General features: G+C 73.5%; 14 protein-coding genes. 4 read left to right on the top strand and 10 right to left on the bottom strand.

Features of this window, described 5'->3' with window-relative positions:
• Together IF47_RS0108630 and IF47_RS28625 are read left to right on the top strand one after the other, a co-directional pair.
• Nucleotides 1-1,831, top strand: a 1,831-nt coding sequence (locus IF47_RS0108630; RefSeq protein ID WP_031507789.1) for a DUF6571 family protein, incomplete at its 5' end; no start/stop codon positions are given.
• Nucleotides 1,832-1,887: 56 nt separating this feature from the next.
• Nucleotides 1,888-2,463, top strand: a complete 576-nt coding sequence (locus IF47_RS28625; protein ID WP_157839929.1) for a hypothetical protein — start codon at nucleotides 1,888-1,890, stop codon at nucleotides 2,461-2,463.
• 43 nt (nucleotides 2,464-2,506) lie between these two features.
• Here the strand turns inward: IF47_RS28625 and IF47_RS0108620 are convergent, their stop codons facing one another.
• From IF47_RS0108620 to IF47_RS27595, 7 genes are all read right to left on the bottom strand, one after another.
• A complete protein-coding gene (locus IF47_RS0108620; protein WP_031507787.1) occupies nucleotides 2,507-3,967 on the bottom strand; it encodes an amino acid permease in 1,461 nt (486 codons plus the stop codon).
• 138 nt (nucleotides 3,968-4,105) lie between these two features.
• Entirely contained in the window at nucleotides 4,106-4,798 is a 693-nt protein-coding gene (locus IF47_RS0108615) for a class I SAM-dependent methyltransferase (protein ID WP_031507785.1), read from the bottom strand.
• Nucleotides 4,799-4,879: 81 nt separating this feature from the next.
• Entirely contained in the window at nucleotides 4,880-6,319 is a 1,440-nt protein-coding gene (locus IF47_RS0108610) for a GuaB1 family IMP dehydrogenase-related protein (RefSeq protein ID WP_031507784.1), read from the bottom strand.
• 112 nt (nucleotides 6,320-6,431) lie between these two features.
• Nucleotides 6,432-7,430, bottom strand: coding sequence for a sugar-binding transcriptional regulator (locus IF47_RS0108605; RefSeq protein WP_031507783.1), 999 nt, complete (start codon nucleotides 7,428-7,430; stop codon nucleotides 6,432-6,434).
• 162 nt (nucleotides 7,431-7,592) lie between these two features.
• The gene (gene rpe, locus IF47_RS0108600; RefSeq protein ID WP_031507781.1) at nucleotides 7,593-8,282 is read right to left on the bottom strand and encodes a ribulose-phosphate 3-epimerase; all 690 of its coding nucleotides are present in this window, start codon (nucleotides 8,280-8,282) and stop codon (nucleotides 7,593-7,595) included.
• A gap of 164 nt (nucleotides 8,283-8,446) precedes the next feature.
• Nucleotides 8,447-9,847 carry an RsmB/NOP family class I SAM-dependent RNA methyltransferase gene (locus IF47_RS0108595; protein ID WP_031507779.1) on the bottom strand — a complete coding sequence of 467 codons (1,401 nt, stop codon included), beginning with the start codon at nucleotides 9,845-9,847 and terminating at the stop codon, nucleotides 8,447-8,449.
• A gap of 118 nt (nucleotides 9,848-9,965) precedes the next feature.
• Nucleotides 9,966-10,181 (bottom strand): Arc family DNA-binding protein, encoded by a 216-nt coding sequence (locus IF47_RS27595; protein ID WP_037732233.1) that lies wholly within the window; start codon nucleotides 10,179-10,181, stop codon nucleotides 9,966-9,968.
• A 17-nt stretch (nucleotides 10,182-10,198) separates the two neighbouring features.
• Between IF47_RS27595 and IF47_RS0108585 the strand changes: the two genes are divergently transcribed.
• Complete coding sequence (locus IF47_RS0108585) at nucleotides 10,199-11,428, top strand: RNA-guided endonuclease InsQ/TnpB family protein (RefSeq protein ID WP_031507777.1); 1,230 nt, start codon at nucleotides 10,199-10,201, stop codon at nucleotides 11,426-11,428.
• 95 nt (nucleotides 11,429-11,523) lie between these two features.
• On the opposite strand, the gene fmt is transcribed toward IF47_RS0108585, so the two are convergent.
• On the bottom strand, nucleotides 11,524-12,456 hold the full coding sequence (fmt, locus tag IF47_RS0108580; protein ID WP_031507776.1) for a methionyl-tRNA formyltransferase: 933 nt from the start codon (nucleotides 12,454-12,456) through the stop codon (nucleotides 11,524-11,526).
• 284 nt (nucleotides 12,457-12,740) lie between these two features.
• On the opposite strand from fmt, the gene IF47_RS0108575 reads away from it, so the two are divergent.
• On the top strand, nucleotides 12,741-13,289 hold the full coding sequence (locus IF47_RS0108575) for a hypothetical protein (RefSeq protein ID WP_031507774.1): 549 nt from the start codon (nucleotides 12,741-12,743) through the stop codon (nucleotides 13,287-13,289).
• Between the two features lie 111 nt (nucleotides 13,290-13,400).
• Here the strand turns inward: IF47_RS0108575 and IF47_RS0108570 are convergent, their stop codons facing one another.
• Together IF47_RS0108570 and metK are read right to left on the bottom strand one after the other, a co-directional pair.
• Nucleotides 13,401-15,563: a primosomal protein N' gene (locus tag IF47_RS0108570; RefSeq protein WP_031507772.1), complete on the bottom strand. Its 2,163-nt coding sequence runs from the start codon at nucleotides 15,561-15,563 to the stop codon at nucleotides 13,401-13,403.
• Nucleotides 15,564-15,651: 88 nt separating this feature from the next.
• A complete protein-coding gene (gene metK, locus IF47_RS0108565; RefSeq protein ID WP_031507770.1) occupies nucleotides 15,652-16,860 on the bottom strand; it encodes a methionine adenosyltransferase in 1,209 nt (402 codons plus the stop codon).
• Nucleotides 16,861-17,028 lie beyond the last annotated feature (168 nt).

The raw sequence follows: 17,028 nt of genomic DNA, 5'->3' as shown, positions 1-17,028 counted from the left end.
GAGCGACTCCACCGCCGCCCGGGCCCTGAAGGCGTTGGCCGACCAGAGTCCCTACGGTTTCTCCGGCGCCTCCTACGCCGACCGCGACGCCGCCGCCGACGCGCTGAAGGCGGCCGACCGGGCGGCGGAACTCGCCGACGACCCCGAGGACATGTCCCCGAAGGAGTTCGACGAACTCAACGGACTCCTGAAGGAGCACAACGGGGACCCCCTGTTCGCCGAGCAGTTCGCGACGAAGCTCGGCCCCAAGGGCGTGCTGGAGTTCTGGACCGGCATCAACGACCCCCATCTGAACATGGAGTTGGGTCAGGCCCGCGTGAAGCAGTACGGCGACCTGCAGGAGCACCTCGGCCTGACCCTGGCCACCGCCACCCAGTCCGACAGCGTCGGGATGCAGCGGTGGGAACGGGACATGGTCAACCTGGGCGGCGAGTTCCTCCCCGACAAGAACAACCCGCGGGCCATGGGCGTCCAGGTCATGAGCAACCTCATGCGCTGGGGGGACTTCGACGACAAGTTCCTGACCGACTACGGCAACGAACTCATGCGGATCGAGAAGGAACGCAGCGGCAACGGCAGGAACGCGGCCGCCGCCTGGCTCCAGCTCCCCATGGACCCCATGCTCAACCGGACGGGCACCGACGGCGGTTCGGACCCGATGACCGGTTACATGATGGCCCTGGGCAAGAGCCCGGACGCCGCCACCGAGTTCTTCAACGGCACCTTCGTCACCAAGGACGAGGACCACGACTTCCTGCGGGACACCGACGGCAACGGCAAGAAGGGCAAGGTCGGCCTGACCAACTTCCAGTACCTCTTCGAGGAGCGCGACTGGCCCAGGGAGTACGACTCCGAGATGAAGGAGAGCATCGCCGGCCGGAACGCCCTCGGCTGGGCCCTGGAGGCCGCCGCCACCGGCCACCCGGCCGGCCAACAGCCCACCCCGGACCTGCCCCCGCACTCGCCGGAGCAGGCGAAGCTGGTGGAGAGCATCGTCTCCTCCATCGCCGACGATCCCGAGCGCCTGACCAAGCGCGGCTACCTGTCCGACAGCATGGGACAGATCGCGGCGGAATACCTGCCCGACATCAACCGGGCCACGGCCGACGACAAGTACGGCAACTCGGAGAAGCTCTTCCCGATAGCCGGGACGGCGGCGGAGATGAGCCACTCCGACGTCACGCGCTTCCTGGTCAGCGTGGGACAGAACCCGGAGGGCTACGCGGCCGTCGAGGCGGGCCAGAAGGCCTATATGGCCAACCTGCTGGACTACCACCTCAACCCCGACCTTCCCGAGGACAAACGCTACCCGCACTCCACGGAGGAGCTGGTCAAGGAGGTGTCGCGGAGGTCCGCCGAGGTCGGCGGCACCTTGGCCATCGGCCGTCAGGAAGCGGTGCTGGGAGACGCCCAGCAGAAGGACGAGGACTTCCAGAAGGCGATGGGCCAGGTGAAGAGCGCGGTCTCCGGCACGGTGGGCATAGGCATCGGGGTGGGGACGAGCTTCATCGCGTCCCCGGTCGGGGGTGTCGTGGCCGGTGGGACCGCAAGCACGGTCAGCGGCGTCGTCCTGGACGAGCTCTTCGGAATGGCCGAGGCGGACAACCTCAAGAACTCCGGCCAGGAGGCCGCGGCCCGGTGGGAGGACACCAAGGACGCGAACGTGGAGCTGAGCCAGGTGGCCGCCCTGGAGGCGGCGAAGGCCCACGGTTCGCCGGACGTCGACAGGGTCGCGGAGTGGGCGCGCATCGGGACGGCGGACGGCTTCAACGACGCCTCGACGAACGCCGCTCAGATGGCGGACGACCTCGAGACCGAGATTCCCAACTGACGGTCACCGGAGTGCCCCCGGCACCCGCGACCCACACCCGACACAGAGGTCAAGAAGTGCAGCTTCGTACAGTACGTGCAGGTGTCCGGCTCCGGCCGGGCCGCACGCTCGCCGCAGCCGCGGTACTCGGCCTGTGCGTCTCCGCCTGCTCGACGCCGCCGGAGAAGGAGTACGCCACCCCCGACGCGCTGTGCGGCACCTCGGTGCCGGCCGACCGGCTGGAGCCGTTCCTGCCCGCGGGGAAGGAAGTCTCCACCCGGCCCGGCGCGGGCGGGGTCGACGGCATCGAGCGGTGCAGGCTCCACGTGGACGGCAGGGAAGTGCTGTCGGTCACCACGGAGTGGTGGGAGAAGGGAACCGGGGTACGCGAGGCAGCCGCCTCGATGGCCGGCTTGAGCGGACGCGACGCGATCGGCCTGAACGGCGACGAGAAGGTGACCGAGGAGCCTCCTCACCTGTACTCCAGGACGGGAGCGATCACCGAAGTCGTCTGCGTGAAACCGCGCAAGCCCGATCAGGAGCTGTTCGCGTCCGTGAGGATCAGCGGGGGAAGGACCCCCGGCGCGACCGAGGTGAAGGAGTTCATCGCCGCCTACGCCGAGGCCGTCGGGAAGTCCGACGAGTGCGCCTGAGCACCCGAGCGGCCGGTGGGGTCCTCGGCGCGAACCGGGGACCCTACCGGGCCTCCTCCTCCAGGGTGTTGAGGCGGGAGTGGCGGATGCCGTAGGCGAAGTAGACCACCAGCCCCGCGGCCAGCCAGAGACCGAAGACCGTCCAGGTGATCAGGTCGAGGCCGGCCATCGTCCACAGGCAGAACCCGAAGCCCAGCAGGGGCAGCAGGGGTGAGAGCGGGACGCGGAAGCCGCGGGGCGTCTCCGGGTGGGTGCGGCGCAGCACGATGACGGAGAGGTTGACCAGCGCGAAGGCGAAGAGCGTGCCGATGCTGGTGGCGTCCGCGAGTCGGCCGAGCGGCACCACGGCGGCCAGGAGGCCGCAGAAGGCGGAGACGATCAGGGTGTTGGCGCGCGGGGTGCCGGTGCGCGGGTGCACCCTGGAGAACACCGTGGGGATCAGCCCGTCGCGGGCCATGGAGAACAGGATGCGGGTCTGTCCGTAGAGGACGGCCAGGACGACGCTGGCGATGGCGACGACGGCGCCGAGGGCCAGCAGGATGGACCAGAAGGCGTGGCCGGTGACGTCCTGGAGGATGCCGGCGAGGGCGGCCTCGGAGCCGGTGAAGTCCTGCCAGGGCATGGCGCCGACCGCGATGACCGCGACCAGGCAGTACAGCACGGTGACGACGATCAGCGAGAGGATGATGGCGCGCGGCAGGTCGCGCCGGGGGTTCTTCGCCTCCTCCCCGGCGGTGGAGGCGGCGTCGAAGCCGATGTAGGAGAAGAACAGCGTCGCGGCCGCCGCGTTGACGCCGGCCAGTCCCAAGGGGGCGAACGGGGTGTAGTTGCCGGCGCGCACGCCGCCGGCGGCGACGGCGCAGAACATCAGCAGCGCGGCGATCTTCACCACGACCATGACGGCGTTGGCGGTGGCGCTCTCCCGGGCGCCGCCGAGCAGGAAGACCATGGCCAGCAGGACGACCAGCAGGGCGGGGAGGTTGACCACTCCCCCGTCGCCGGGCGGTGCGGACAGGGCCGCCGGGAGGGTGGCGCCGATGGTGCCGTCGAGGAGTTCGTTGAGGTACTCGCCCCAGCCGACGGCGACGGCGGCCACCGAGACGCCGTACTCCAGGATCAGGCACCAGCCGATCACCCAGCCGGCCAGTTCGCCCATGGTGGCGTAGGTGTAGCTGTAGGAGGAGCCGGAGACGGGGATGGTGCCGGCCAGTTCCGCGTAGGACAGGGCGGAGAACAGGGCGGTGATCCCGGCCAGCGCGAAGGAGAGGACGACGGCCGGGCCCGCCTCGGGCACGGCCTCTCCCAGTACGACGAAGATGCCGGTGCCCAGGGTCGCCCCGATGCTGATCGTGGTCAGCCGCCACACCCCGAGCGAGCGCCGCAGTGTGCCGCCCTCCCCCCGGCCGCCCTCGGCGACGAGCCTCCCAACGGGTTTGCGGCGCACCAGGCGGGCTCCGAGTCCGGTGTGCGGCGGGGGTGCGGGGGACGCCGTGCCCTGGTCCATCGGGGGTGGCTCCTTGTGGATGATTCGCATACGAGGCTTTCGTCCATGAGCTTCGCATGTCCGTCCACGGTGGACGCCGTCCGGCGTGCCCGTGTGCCGGTCCCGTTCCGAGCACGGCGCCCCGGCGCCTCCCGGGGATCACCGCAGGGGCAGCGCCCGCACCCAGGTCCGGTCGGCGGTGAGGTAGGTGTCGACGACGAGGCCCGCGTCGGCCAGCGCACGCTCGAACCGCTCCTTCCCCAGCCGTCGCGAGAGGAACGTCTGGGTCCACGTCCCGTCCGGGAAGACGTACTCGGTGCGGAAGGAGGTCACCTCGGGGTCGTCGGTGGGGTCGGCGGAGGCGATCCGGATCAGGGCGTCCCCGGCCCGGCGCTCCCTCGGCACCCGGTCGTGCCAGTCCTCGCCCTCGCGCTGGATCAGGACGCAGCCGTCGTCCGCGACGTGGCGCCGGCAGGTGCGCAGCAGCGCGTCGCGCACCCGGGGATCGCCCGCGTGGACGAGGAAGGAGGAGAGGAGGACGGCGTCGAAGCGCTCGTCCAACTCCAGCGTCTCGATGGACGAGCGGACCGTGCGGGCGCCTCGCACCCGCTCCAGCATCTCCGGGGACTCGTCGACGGCCGTCACCGTGAAACCGCGCTCCAGCAGCGGGTGGGTCACCCGGCCGGCGCCGCAGCCCAGTTCGAGCAGGCGCGCCCCGGCGGGGACGGCCGAGGCGACGACGTCCGGCTCGTCCCCGACGGGCAGTCTCGTGTACACCTCCACCGCGCAGCCGTCGGGGGTGATCGCCCCGGGCCCGGTACCGCCGTACCCTTCACGCGCCCATCCGCCCATGCGCCCCATCCAAGCGCCCGCGGCCCGTCCCCGGAAAGGGGGACGGGCCGCGGTGTGCGCGTGGTGCGGCGCTTTCCGGCCTCACGCCCAACTGGCGTGCAGGGGCTTGCCCTCGGCGTAGCCCGCGGCGCTCTGGACGCCGATGACGGCCTTCTCGGCGAACTCCTCCAGGGTGGCCGCGCCGGCGTAGGTGCAGGCGGAGCGGACGCCCGCGACGATGGAGTCGATCAGGTCCTCCACCCCCGGCCGGTCCGGGTCGAGGAACATCCGGGAGGTGGAGATGCCCTCCTCGAACAGCGCCTTGCGGGCCCGGTCGTAGGGGGATTCGTCGGCGGTGCGGTTGAGCACGGCGCGGGCGGAGGCCATGCCGAAGCTCTCCTTGTACAGGCGCCCGTCGGCGCTCTGCTGGAGGTCGCCCGGGGACTCGTACGTCCCGGCGAACCACGAGCCGATCATGACGTTGGAGGCGCCGGCGGCCAGGGCCATGGCCACGTCGCGCGGGTGCCGCACGCCGCCGTCGGCCCAGACGTGCCTGCCGAGTCTGCGCGCCTCGGCGGCGCACTCCAGGACGGCGGAGAACTGCGGGCGGCCCACCCCGGTCATCATGCGGGTGGTGCACATGGCGCCCGGTCCGACGCCGACCTTGACGATGTCGGCGCCCGCCTCGACCAGGTCGCGCACGCCCTGGGCGGAGACGACGTTGCCCGCGACGACGGGGACGTGCGGGTCCAGGCCGCGGATCGTCCGCAGAGCGGAGAGCATCGACTCCTGGTGTCCGTGCGCGGTGTCCACGACCAGGGTGTCCGCACCGGCGTCGAGCAGCCCCTTGGCCCGGCCCGCGACGTCGCCGTTGACCCCGACGGCGGCGGCGACGCGCAGCCGGCCCGAGGCGTCGGTCGCCGGGGTGTAGAGGGTGGCGCGCAGGGCTCCCTTGCGGGTGAGGATGCCGACCAGCCGGCCGTTGGCGTCGACGGCGGGGGCGAGCTTGCGGTGCGCGGCGTCCAGGCGGGTGAACGCCTCGCGCGGGTCGGTGTCGGCGGGGAGCAGCAGCAGGTCGCGGGACATGACCCGGTTGAGCTGGGTGAAGCGGTCCACGCCCGTCAGGTCGGTCTCGGTGACCACTCCGACCGGTCGGCCGTCCTCGACGACGACGCCCGCGCCGTGCGCCCGCTTGGGCAGCAGGGCCAGCGCGTCGGCGACGGTCGCGGTGGGTTCGAGGACGATGGGGGTGTCCAGCACCAGGTGGCGCCGCTTGACCCAGGAGACGACGTCGGCGACGACGTCCAGGGGGATGTCCTGGGGGATGACGACGAGGCCGCCGCGGCGGGCGACCGTCTCGGCCATCCGGCGTCCCGCGATCGCGGTCATGTTGGCGACCACGATCGGGATGGTGGTGCCGGTTCCGTCGGGCGTCGAGAGGTCCACGCCGTGTCGGGAGCCGACCGCGGAGCGGTTGGGCACCATGAAGACATCGTCGTACGTCAGGTCGTACGGTGGCCGCTGGTCGTTGAGAAATCGCACGTACTTCATTGTTGCACGGCCCCGCTCGCCCCGACCTTGGAGGAAGGTCCGGGTGAGCGGGGCCGTCGTCGTGCGTTCGCACGAGCCCGGCGGCTCCGGCCCGGCGGCTCCGTCAGGGGGCGACGCCCTCGTCCGGGTCCATCCGCTCCAGCGCGGGCCGGGGGCCCGGCCCGGTCTCGTGGAGCAGGAAGTCGGCGGCGGCGGTGTCGGTGACCAGGCTGGTCACCAGACCGGAGCGGAGCACCGCGCCGATCGCCGCGGCCTTGCGGCGGCCACCGGCGATGGCGATGACCTCCGGGATGCGGCGCAGTCGGTCCGCCTCGACCGTGATGCAGCGCTCCCCCAGGTCCCGACCGATGCGGCGGCCCTCGGCGTCGAAGAGGTGCGCGGACATCTCCGCGGCCACCCCGAGGGAGGCGTAGTGGGCCCGCTCCTCCTCGCTGAGCATGTCGTGGACGGTGGAGACGCCCGGCTCCCAGGAGCCGATGGACACCGCGGCCACCGTCACCTTGTCGAAGTACTCGAACGCCGCGGCGATGCTCGTCTGGCCGCGCAGCGCCGCCGCGGTGGCCGCGTCCGGCAGCAGCATCGGCGCGTAGATGGGGTGGGCCTCGCCGCCGGAGACGGTGGCGGCCCGCCGGACGGCCTCCACCGAGCCGCGTTCGGCGGTGCCCGCGTCGTAGACGCCGGTGAGCTGCACGACGGTGCACTGCGGCAGGCGGTGCAGCGCCGTGGCCATGTGGATGGTCGAGCGGCCCCAGGCCAGGCCCAGGACATCGCCCTCGGTCACCAGCTCACCGAGCAGATCGGCGGCGACCTCACCGAGGTTCTCCGGGTCGGCGGCGTCCTCGGCCGCGTCCGAGGGCGACTCGACGACCACGGCGTGCCGCAGCCCGTACCGGGCGCGCAGCGCGTCGGACCGCTCGGCGTCCAGTTCGGCGGGGACGCGGATCTCGATGCGGACGAGATCGCGCTCCAGGGCGGTCTCCAGCACCCGGGCCACCTTGAACCGGCTCACCCCGAACTCGTCGGCGATCTGGATCTTGGACTTGCCCTCCAGGTAGAACCGGCGCGCCATGGCCGCCGCCTGCATCAGCTCGGCGGGACCCATTCTCGTGGCTGACCGCCCGGTCGACACCGCACTCACCTCGCTACCGTTCCGCCGTACTGTCGTACGTGCCGTACGCACCCTGCGCGTTCATCCTCGCAGATCCGTGGTGGCCTTGATTCACTCCGTGCACGGTGCACCCATGCCGGGCGCCGGTCGTCCGCCTCAGTGGGGGCACCCTCCTCCGGCCGCCTTGGCCTTCTCCGCGCTCTCGCGCAGCGCCCGCACCGCCGCGGCCGGGTCGTCCGCGCCGTAGACCGCCGAGCCCGCCACGAAGACGTCCGCGCCCGCCTCGGCGCACCTCTCGATGGTGGAGGCCGACACCCCGCCGTCCACCTGGAGCCACAGTTGCAGGCCGTGCTTGTCGATGAGCCGGCGGGTGCGGCGGATCTTGGGCAGCATGATGTCGAGGAACGCCTGCCCGCCGAAGCCCGGTTCGACGGTCATCACCAGCAGCATGTCCAGCTCGGGCAGCAGGTCCTCGTACGGCTCGATGGGCGTGGCGGGCTTGAGCGCCATCGAGGCGCGGGCGCCCTTGGCCCGGATCTCGCGGGCCAGCCGCACGGGAGCGGCGGCGGCCTCGACGTGGAAGGTGACCGATCCGGCGCCGGCCTCCACGTACTGCGGCGCCCAGCGGTCGGGGTCCTCGATCATCAGATGGCAGTCCAGCGGGGTGTCGGTCGCCTTGCGCAGCGACTCGACGACCGGGACGCCGAGTGTGAGGTTGGGGACGAAGTGGTTGTCCATCACGTCCACGTGGAGCCAGTCGGCGCCCTCGGGTCCTCCGACGCGTCGCGCCTCGTCGGCCAGGCGCGCGAAGTCGGCGGACAGGATGCTGGGGTTGATCTGAACCATGGCCCCAGTATGTCGTGACCTCGCCGTTCCCGGCCCCTCGCCCCCGAGCCGCCCGCTCGCCGCCCTCTCGTGGCCGTCCGGTGTTCGCTGGACGTTCGCGGGGGGTGCGCGGGTGCGCGGCGTGTCCTCGCGGCCCGCTCCCCGCCGTCCCTCCCGACGGTGTGTCAGGTCCGGCGCAGCAGGGCGAGGTACATCGCGTCGGTGCCGTGCAGGTGCGGCCAGAGCTGGACGTCGGGGCCGTCGCCGAGGGAGGGCACGCCGGGCATCAGGGGGCGGACGTCGATCGGTTCGGCGCTCTCGCGCTTCAGCACGTCCTCGACGACCGCGCGGGTCTCGGCCGGGTGCGGCGAGCAGGTGGCGTAGCCGACGACACCGCCGGGGCGGGCGGCCCGCAGCGCCTCGGTGAGCAGGCCGCGCTGGAGCGGGGCGAAGCCGGCCAGGTCCTCGGGACGGCGGCGCCAGCGGGCCTCGGGACGGCGGCGCAGCGCGCCGAGCCCGGTGCAGGGCACGTCGACCAGGACCCGGTCGAAGGAGCCGGCTCGCCAGGCGGGACGGGTGCCGTCGGCGGTGATCACCTGGTACGGGCCGGGGTTGCCGTGCAGGGCGCGGGCGACCAGGCGGGCGCGGTGCGGCTGCTTCTCAGAGGCGACCAGGGCGGCTCCCCGCTCGGCCGCCAGCGCGCCCAGCAGGGCGGCCTTGCCGCCCGGTCCGGCGCAGCCGTCGAGCCAGCGGCGGTCGTCACCTTCCAGGGGGGCGTTCGCCAGCGCGAGCGCCACGAGCTGGCTGCCCTCGTCCTGCACCCCGGCGCGTCCCTCGCGCACGGCGTCGATCGCGCCCGGATCGCCGCCCTCGGCGAGGCGGACGGCGTAGGGGGACCAGCGACCGGGCGCGGCGTCGTCGGTGAGCAGCTCCTCGGGGCGGGCCCGGCCGGGGCGGGCCACCAGGGTCACCTCGGGGCGGGCGTTGTCGGCCTCCAGCAGGGCCTCGACGCCCTTCCGTCCGCCGCCGAGCGCGTCCCACAGGGCGGAGACGATCCAGCGCGGGTGGGCGTGGACGATCCCCAGGTGCTCCTCGGGGTCCTCGTCGTAGGGCGGGGCCACCCTCCGCAGCCAGCCGTCCAGGTCGTCGCCGGCGATCCTCCGCAGCACGGCGTTGACGAACTTCGCCCGTCCCTCGCCGAGGACGGTCCGGGCCAGTTCCACGGTGGCGCCGACCGCGGCGTGGGCGGGGACGCGGGTGTTCAGCAGTTGGTGGGCGCCGAGCGAGAGCACGTCCAGCACGGGCGGGTCCACCTCGCGCAGCGGCCGGTCGACGCAGGCGGCGATGATCGCGTCGTAGGTGCCCTGCCACCGCAGGGTGCCGTAGACCAGCTCGGTGGCCAGCGCCGCGTCCCGTCCGTCGAGGTCTCCGCGCTCGCGCCCCTCGCGCAGCAGTGGAGGCAGGACGAGGTTGGCGTACGCGTCGCGTTCGTCGACCGCCCGCAGCGCCTCGAAGGCGATCAGACGTGCGGGGTCCTTCTTGGGGCGGCGGGAGGGCCTGGCGGGGCGACGGGGCCGACTGCTCACGGGAAAAGTGCTCCGGTTGGTTCTCGGGAAAGGCGCGCGGTGGGGCGCGTTCACCAGCCTACGTCGCCGGTCGGCCGCCCCCGGCGGTCACCGGATGAACCGGAGGATGCCTCGGCCTTCAGGCCGGGGAGGAATCCAGCTTCCCCCGTAGCGGGGCAGGGGCAGCCGAATCGCCGCCGGGTGATTCGGCGTCCACTCCCATGGCGCGGAGGCCGACCTCGAGCACGTACACCAGCTCGGAGTTGAGGGACCGCCGCTCGGACTTCGCGTGATCGCGCAACCGGTCGCGGAGGTCTTCGGGGAGACGGAGGGTCATGCGCACCTCATTGATCATGGTGCTATTATGAGCGCATGGTGACACCAAAGGAAACCGGGGACGCCGGGCATGCCCGGTGGACTTTCCGGCTTCGCGTGTCGCCCACCGCACTCAAAGCGCTGACCGGCGAGTGGGACCGCTGCCGCTGGGTCTGGAACGAGTGCGTGGCCAAGTCCCAGCAAATCCACCAGTGGAACAAGACCCGTCCGGAGAGAACCGACAAGCGAACCTGCGGCCCGGCTCGGCTTGACAAGATGTTGACCGAGGCCCGCAAGCGCACGCCATGGCTGGCCGAGGGAGCCTCGGTTCCGCAGCAGCAGATCATCCGCGACTTCGGCAAGTCCCGCGCCAAGGCGCAGAAAGACATCAAGGAACGCCTGCCGATGCGGCAGCGAGCCGGGATGCCGACGTGGAAGAAGAAGCGCGACGCCCGGCCAAGCCTGAACTACACCAAGCGCGGCTTCCGCCTCAAGGAAGGGAAGCTGCATCTGGCCGGCGGGATCGCCCTGACCGTCGTGTGGTCGCGGGACCTGCCCGCCGCACCGTCGTCGGTGCGCGTGTACCAGGACTCCCTGGGGCACTGGTATGCCTCGTTCGTCGTCCCGGCCCGGGTCGAACCGCTGCCGGAGACCGGGCGTGTGATCGGCGTGGACTGGGGCGTGAAGGAGACCGCGACCACCACGAGCGACGCGCACGACCTGCCCCACCCGCAGCACGGGAGGACGGCCGCGCAGAAGCTCGCGAAGTACCAGCGGATGATGGCCCGCCGGAAGCCCCCGAAGGGCAAGCCCGGTTCCAAGGGCTACCAGGCCGCGAAGCGCCAGGTGGTGAGGCTGCACAAGAAGGTCGCCCGACAGCGGCAGGACACCGGCCGCAAGTGGGCCAAGGCCGTCAACCGGGACCACGACCGGATTGCGGTCGAGGACTTCCGCCCGAAGTTCCTCGCCAAGACCACCATGGCCAAGAAGGCCGCGGACGGAGCCATCTTTGCCACCAAGGCGGCCCTGATCGAGATGGGCCGCAAGCACGGACGCACCGTCCGGCTCGTACATCCCGCGCACACCACGATGGACTGCGCGCACTGCGGGGCGAGAGCCAAGCACCGCATGCCGCTGGGTGAGCGCACCTACACCTGCACCGCGTGCAAAACCGTGACACCGCGGGACAAGAACAGCGCGAAGGTGATGGTTGTCCGGGCGGGTTGGAACCCGGATGGTGCCGAGGGTGGAAGTCCTCCGGGAGCGCCGCTCCCGGAGGCGGCCTGAGCCATGAATCCCCGCGCACGCCCGAAGGTGCCCCCGTCAGGGGGCGTCCGGCCGCAGGTCGGGCGGGAATCCCCCGCCTTCAGGCGGGGGAGCCTTCAATCCTCCAGCCGCTCCCCGGCCGCGATGCGCACCCCGCGCGCCCAGTCGGCGGCGGACATCGGCTTCTTGCCCTGCGGTTGGACCCACAGCAGCTCGACCGCGTGCGAGCCCGTCCCCACGTGCACGGTGTTCTTGCCGACGACCAACTCGCCGGGGGCCGGGTCGGTGCGGTCGGGCGCGAGGGCGACCTGTCGCAGCTTGAGCCGCTCGCCGCGGAAGAGGGTCCAGGCGCCGGGCGCCGGCGAGCAGCCGCGCACCACCCGGTCCACGCGCAGCGCGGGGGCTGACCAGTCGACGCGGGCGTCCTCGACCGTGATCTTGGGGGCGAGGCTGACGCCCTCCTCGGGCTGGGGGACGGCCCGCAGCGTGCCGTCCTCGATCCCGTCCATGGTGGCGGCCAGCAGCCCGGCGCCGGCGAAGGCGAGCCGGGTCAGCAGGTCCCCGCTGGTGTCGGTGGGCCGGATCTCCTCGGTGACCACCCCGTAGACCGGCCCGGAGTCGAGCCCCTCCTCGATCAGGAAGGTGGAGGCGCCGGTGACCTCGTCCCCGGCCATGATCGCGTGCTGGACGGGGGCCGCGCCGCGCCAGGCGGGCAGCAGCGAGAAGTGCAGGTTGACCCAGCCCTTGGCCGGGACGTCGAGGGCGACCTTGGGCAGCAGCGCGCCGTAGGCGACGACCGGGCAGCAGTCCGGGGCGATCTCGCGCAGCCGGGCGAGGAAGTCCTCGTCGCGGGGGCGGGCGGGCTTGAGGACCTCGATGCCGGCCTCCTCGGCCCGCTGGGCCACCGGGGAGGCCACCACGCGCCGGCCGCGCCCGGCCGGCGCGTCGGGCCGGGTGACGACGGCCACGACCTCGTGCCTCTCCGACGCGATCAGGGCGTCGAGGGCGGGGACGGCCACCTCGGGGGTGCCGGCGAAGACGAGCCTCATCTGTGGGGAACCACCTCTCGCGGACGGCGGAACCGCGGCACACCGCGGCGGTACGCGGGCACGCACGGAAAGCGCACGGCGTGCGCGGAACGGCGCACCAGTCTACGGGCCGTCAAGGTCCCCCACCGTGGGGGCGTACGGCGTCCGGCGTGCCGCCCTCCCCGCCCTCGCACGCCCCCGCAGCGTGACCCCGGCGGCCGGTGCGGCGTTGGTCAATGCAGCTTGACCGAAACGGACCGCCGACAGCGGCCGATCCTTCCACGCCGGTTCCGAGAGGCTTGTTCATGGCCGACCATGCCACCCCCGACGCCCGGACACGGGCCAGTCTGCACCTGCTGGTGCGGGACATCGAGCGGGTCCGCCGGCAGGTGGACGCGCTGCGCACGCTCACCGCGCAGCTCGGCAACGTCTACCGGCCGCGCCGCACGGGCCCCGCCACGGGCTTCGTCGTCTACGGCAGGGCTCCGGCGCCCACCGTACGGCTCGCCCAGGAGCTGCGCGACAGCGTGGAGGCGCTGGTGACGGCGGCGGTGGAGTTCGACCGCTCGCTGGGGTTCTCCTGGGACGCGGTGGGCTCGGCGCTCGGCGTGACCAAGCAGGCCGTCCACCGCCGCTACGGTTCGCGGCGGGCCGCGGCGTCGGCCGCCCCGGACGGGGCCGAGGCGCCGCGGCGGGTCCCGTCCGGCGAGGAGCCTCCCGCGACGCCCCCGCACACCGTGGTCGTGGGACAGGGCGCGGCCCCGGCGCCCGCCGCGCCCTCCCTGCCCGGCAGGCCGGCGCAGCCGCCGTCGGACTCCCGTCCGGGCGCGTTCCCCGGCCCCCGCAACGGCTGACCCCTCCTCGGCCGTTGCCCACCGCCCGGCGTCCGTCCCGACCGCGCCCCGTCGGCCGGACGCCGGGCGGTTCCGTGTCCGCTGCCGGCGGAGCCCCGGCCCGCCGCGCCGTCAACCGATGTCGTCGGGATCGACGCGGACCCGCACGAGCCCCTTCGCCCGGCGGGCGAGCCGGGCCGCCTGCGCGGTCTTGAGGGCGCCGGCGAGCGCCGCGCCGCTGCCCGGCGGCACCCGTACCAGGGCCCGCTCCCACCGCTCCCCCTCGGGCGGGCCACCGGGTCGCCGGGGCCGTCCGGGCGGGGCCTCGGGGAGCGGCACCGGCCCCAGGACCTCGGCGTCGGCGGGCAGGTCGGCCGACGCCAGCAGTTCGGCGACGGCCTCGGGCGGCCCGGTCACGGCGGCCATCCGGGACACCGGCGGGAAGCCCAGTTCGGCGCGCTCGGCCAGCTCGCGTCGGGCGTGGCCGGCCGGGTCCCAGCGCACCAGGGCCTGCACGGGGCGGAGCGTCGGCTCGGCCATGACGACCACCGTGCCGCCCTCGGCGCGGGGACGGACCAGCGCGGCGGCGTCCAGCCAGCGGCGCAGCGCCTCCTCCGCCGCCCGCAGGTCGGGGCGGGAGAGCAGTGCCCAGCCGTCCAGCAGCAGCGCCGCCGCGTAACCCGCTCCCTCGGCGACCGGTTCGGCGCCGGGGGTGCTGACCACCAGCGCCGGCCGGTCGGGCACCGTCCCCAGGACGTGGTCGCGGCCGGAGGTGCGGACGGGGACGGCCGGGAAGGCCCGGCCCAGCTCCTCCGCGGTGCGGCGGGCGCCGAAGACCCGGCCCCGCAGCCTGTGGCCGCCGCACTCCGCGCACACCCAGGCCGGGGCGGCGTCGCCGCACCAGCCGCAGGTGGGCGGGGCGTCGCCGCCGGTGGCCTCCAGGGGGCCCGCGCAGCGGGCGCACCGCGCGGGCTCTCGGCAGCGCGCGCAGGCCAGCCGGGGGACGTAGCCGCGGCGCGGCACCTGTACCAGTACCGGGCCCAGCCGGAGGGCGTCGCGCACCGTGTTCCAGGCGAGGGTGGGCAGTCGGGCGGCGCGCGCGGCGGGGTCGCGGGCCTCGTCGCCGTCGCCGACGGTGCGGACCAGGGGCGCGGTGGCGCGCACCGCGTCCCGGTCGGCGGTCAGCGGGCGGGCCCAGCCCGTCTCGACCAGTTGGGCGGCCTCCACGGTGCGGCCGTGCGCGCCCAGCAGGAAGCCGCACTTCTCCCGGGCGGCGCGCAGCAGCAGCACCTCGCGGGCGTGCGGCATCGGCTCGTGGGGGTCGCGGTGGCTGGAGTCCCCGTCGTCCCAGATCGCGACCAGACCCAGGTCGCGCACGGGTGCGAACATCGCGGCCCGGGTGCCGACGACGCAGCGCACCGCTCCGCGGTTGACGGCGAGCCAGCGGCGGTAGCGGGTCTCGGCCCCGGCGTCGGCGGTGAGCACCACGTGCCGGCCGTCGCCGATCAGGGCGGTGAGGGCGGCGTCCACGCGGGCGGCGGACCGTCCGTCGGGCAGGACGGCGAGCGCGCCGCGACCGGAGGCCAGGGTGGCGGCCAGGGCTCGGGCCAGTTCCTCGGGCCAGTGCGGTCCGGGCAGGGCCGTCCACACCGCGCGGGGGGACTCGCCGCCGGCGAGCGCCCGCAGGTAGCCGGGGCCCGCGGGGTAGCGCGTCCAGGAGCCCGGTCCGGGCGGCGGTGGCGGCGTAGGCCGGGCGGCGTCCGGGGCGGCCTTCTCGGCCCGGGCCATGCGCGGGGGCACGGCGAGTTGGACGACGTCGGCGAGAGCGCCGGCGTAGCGGTCGGCGACGGCCCGGCACAGCCGCAGCAGTTCCGGGCCGAGGACGGGTTCCGGGGAGAGCACCTGGGCGATGGGGGCGAGGACGCCGGGGAAGTCGGACTCCGCGCGGCGTTCGACGATGAAGCCGTTGACCAGTCCGCCGCCTTCGCGCCGTCCGCCGCGTTCGCCGGCTCCGAAGCGCACCCGCACCCGCACTCCGGGTCGGGCCTCGGCGTCCATGGCGGCGGGAACGGCGTAGTCGAAGAAGCGGTCGAGGTGGACCAGCCCCTTGTCGACCAGGACGCGGGCGACGGGATCGCGCGCGGCGAGTTCGGCGCCGCGCCAGGTGCGCGGGCGGGCGCGGGGCGGCTTGGCGCGACGGACGGTCTCCCGGATGAGCGCGAGTTGCTCGCCTCCCGACGGCTCCCCCGCCGGGGGCTTTCCAGGCTGTCCGTTCTCGCCGTTCTCGCTGCTCACAGCCCCCAGTCCTACCAGAGAGCACCGACACGGCCCGATCCCGCGGCGAGCGAGCCGCGGGATCGGGCCGTGTCGGTGTCCCGTGTCCTTACAGGCCGGCGGCCTTGCGGAGGGCGTCGGTGCGGTCGGTGCGCTCCCAGGTGAAGTCCGGCAGCTCCCGACCGAAGTGCCCATAGGCGGCCGTCTGCGCGTAGATCGGACGGAGCAGGTCCAGATCGCGGATGATCGCGGCCGGCCGCAGGTCGAAGACCTCGGAGATGGCCTGCTGGATCCTCTCCACCTCCACCGTGTGGGTGCCGAAGGTCTCCACGAACAGCCCCACCGGCTCGGCCTTGCCGATCGCGTACGCCACCTGCACCTCGCACCGGGCGGCCAGCCCGGCGGCCACCACGTTCTTGGCCACCCAGCGCATCGCGTAGGCCGCCGACCGGTCCACCTTGGAGGGGTCCTTGCCGGAGAACGCCCCGCCACCGTGCCGGGCCATGCCGCCGTAGGTGTCGATGATGATCTTCCGGCCGGTCAGCCCGGCGTCGCCCATCGGGCCGCCGATCTCGAACCGCCCGGTGGGGTTGACCAGCAGCCGGTAGCCGTCGGTGTCCAGCTTGATGCCCTCCGCCTCCAGCTCGGAGAGCACGTGCTCCACCACGAACTCGCGGATGTCGGGGGCCAGCAGCGAGTCCAGGTCGATGTCGGAGGCGTGCTGGGAGGAGACCACCACGGTGTCCAGCCGCACCGCCTTGTCACCGGCGTACTCGATGGTCACCTGCGTCTTGCCGTCCGGGCGCAGATAGGGGACGGTGCCGTTCTTGCGGACCTCCGACAGCCGGCGGGAGAGCCGGTGCGCCAGGTGTATCGGCAGCGGCATCAGCTCCGGCGTCTCGTCGCAGGCGTAGCCGAACATCAGGCCCTGGTCGCCGGCGCCCTGCCGGTCCAGCTCGTCCTCGTCGCCCTCCACTCGGGCCTCGTAGGCGGCGTCCACGCCCTGGGCGATGTCCGGGGACTGCGCCCCGATGGACACCGACACCCCGCAGGAGGCGCCGTCGAAGCCCTTCTTGGAGGAGTCGTAGCCGATGGCCAGGATCTTCTCCCGCACCAGGGTGGGGATGTCCGCGTACGCGGCGGTGGTGACCTCGCCGGCCACGTGCACCAGGCCGGTGGTGATCATCGTCTCCACGGCGACCCGGGAGGTGGGGTCCTGGGCGAGCAGGGCGTCGAGAATGGCGTCGCTGATCTGATCGGCGATCTTATCCGGGTGGCCCTCGGTCACGGACTCCGAGGTGAAGAGGCGGCGGGACACATCGCTCCCTGGGGTTGCAGCGGCTGCTGGCTGATGTCGTCTGCGGACCGGTCGCCGGGGCTCGCCCGGGCACGGTCCGCGATCAGTTTATCCGTAGCCCTCCGGGATGCGACCACGGCGTCTCGCACTCCGACATTTCACATCGCACGCCATGGGTGCGCGGAGCGG

It is taken from the genome of Streptomyces megasporus (assembly GCF_000718985.1).
Lineage (GTDB): Bacteria > Actinomycetota > Actinomycetes > Streptomycetales > Streptomycetaceae > Streptomyces > Streptomyces megasporus.
Note: the sequence above shows the minus strand (reverse complement) of the source record. Positions and strands in the feature narration are given on the sequence as shown.

Coding starts and splice junctions, on each gene's coding strand:
- IF47_RS0108620 (WP_031507787.1), bottom strand. CDS start 3,967: ATGGACCAGGGCACGGCGTCCCCCGCACCCCCGCCGCACACCGGACTC.
- IF47_RS0108615 (WP_031507785.1), bottom strand. CDS start 4,798: ATGGGCGGATGGGCGCGTGAAGGGTACGGCGGTACCGGGCCCGGGGCG.
- IF47_RS0108605 (WP_031507783.1), bottom strand. CDS start 7,430: ATGGGTCCCGCCGAGCTGATGCAGGCGGCGGCCATGGCGCGCCGGTTC.
- rpe (WP_031507781.1), bottom strand. CDS start 8,282: ATGGTTCAGATCAACCCCAGCATCCTGTCCGCCGACTTCGCGCGCCTG.
- IF47_RS27595 (WP_037732233.1), bottom strand. CDS start 10,181: ATGATCAATGAGGTGCGCATGACCCTCCGTCTCCCCGAAGACCTCCGC.
- IF47_RS0108585 (WP_031507777.1), top strand. CDS start 10,199: ATGGTGACACCAAAGGAAACCGGGGACGCCGGGCATGCCCGGTGGACT.
- fmt (WP_031507776.1), bottom strand. CDS start 12,456: ATGAGGCTCGTCTTCGCCGGCACCCCCGAGGTGGCCGTCCCCGCCCTC.
- IF47_RS0108575 (WP_031507774.1), top strand. CDS start 12,741: ATGGCCGACCATGCCACCCCCGACGCCCGGACACGGGCCAGTCTGCAC.